The sequence below is a fragment of the Patescibacteria group bacterium genome (genome assembly GCA_026415775.1).
Classification (GTDB): domain Bacteria; phylum Patescibacteriota; class Minisyncoccia; order UBA6257; family JAAZHW01; genus SKW32.
In genome coordinates this window covers 1-592 of record JAOAGL010000021.1, presented here as the reverse complement: position 1 = coordinate 592, position 592 = coordinate 1, and the positions used below count along the sequence as shown (strand labels likewise).

The following is a 592-nucleotide window of genomic DNA, read 5'->3' as shown; positions in this document are numbered from 1 at the left end:
GGTTTATTCTACTTTGAATTTGCTTGTTTTTAAGGCTATTTCTAATGTAGATGCTTATGGACTTCAGTCTCAGGACAAGATTTTTGAGAATGAGTTGGAACCCTATAAATGGTTAGATGATAAAGTGGTAAAAATTCCAAGGTTTTTAATAGAACTAGACAAGCTTTGTAAGTTTTGCCATAAGGTTTTGGAAAAGGGTTTTGTTAAGTATAGTGATTATATTGAGAAGAAAGGTTATTCACAGGAGATGGAGTTTAGAAAAATAATGTTAAATGAGTTGCTTGCTGCTTTTTTTATTGAATATTTAACGCTATTTATTAGTTTTTGGGAGAGAGAATATAAGTATGCTGATGCTTATATTTATTTGATAAAAGAGGGGTATCCTTTTTCCTTTAAGGTAGGAAAAAATGAGGTTATTGAAAACTTTTTGACTTTTCACCCGTTTGTTTTTGGTGTGTGGGGCATGGAGTATGAGTTGGTTAAGAAGCGTTATTTTATTGTATATTTAAGCGGAGAAGGGTATTCTAGTGTATCTATTCTTGAATACCCGGTGCGCATTCAGAATGCGTTTTATGAGTATGCAGAGCATGTT

General features: G+C 32.6%; 1 protein-coding gene. It reads left to right on the top strand.

Going from position 1 to position 592, the window contains the following annotated elements; translation table 11 throughout:
- Window positions 1-592 (top strand): hypothetical protein (locus tag N2692_03170; GenBank protein ID MCX8016264.1); only part of this gene is annotated, 592 nt, incomplete at both ends.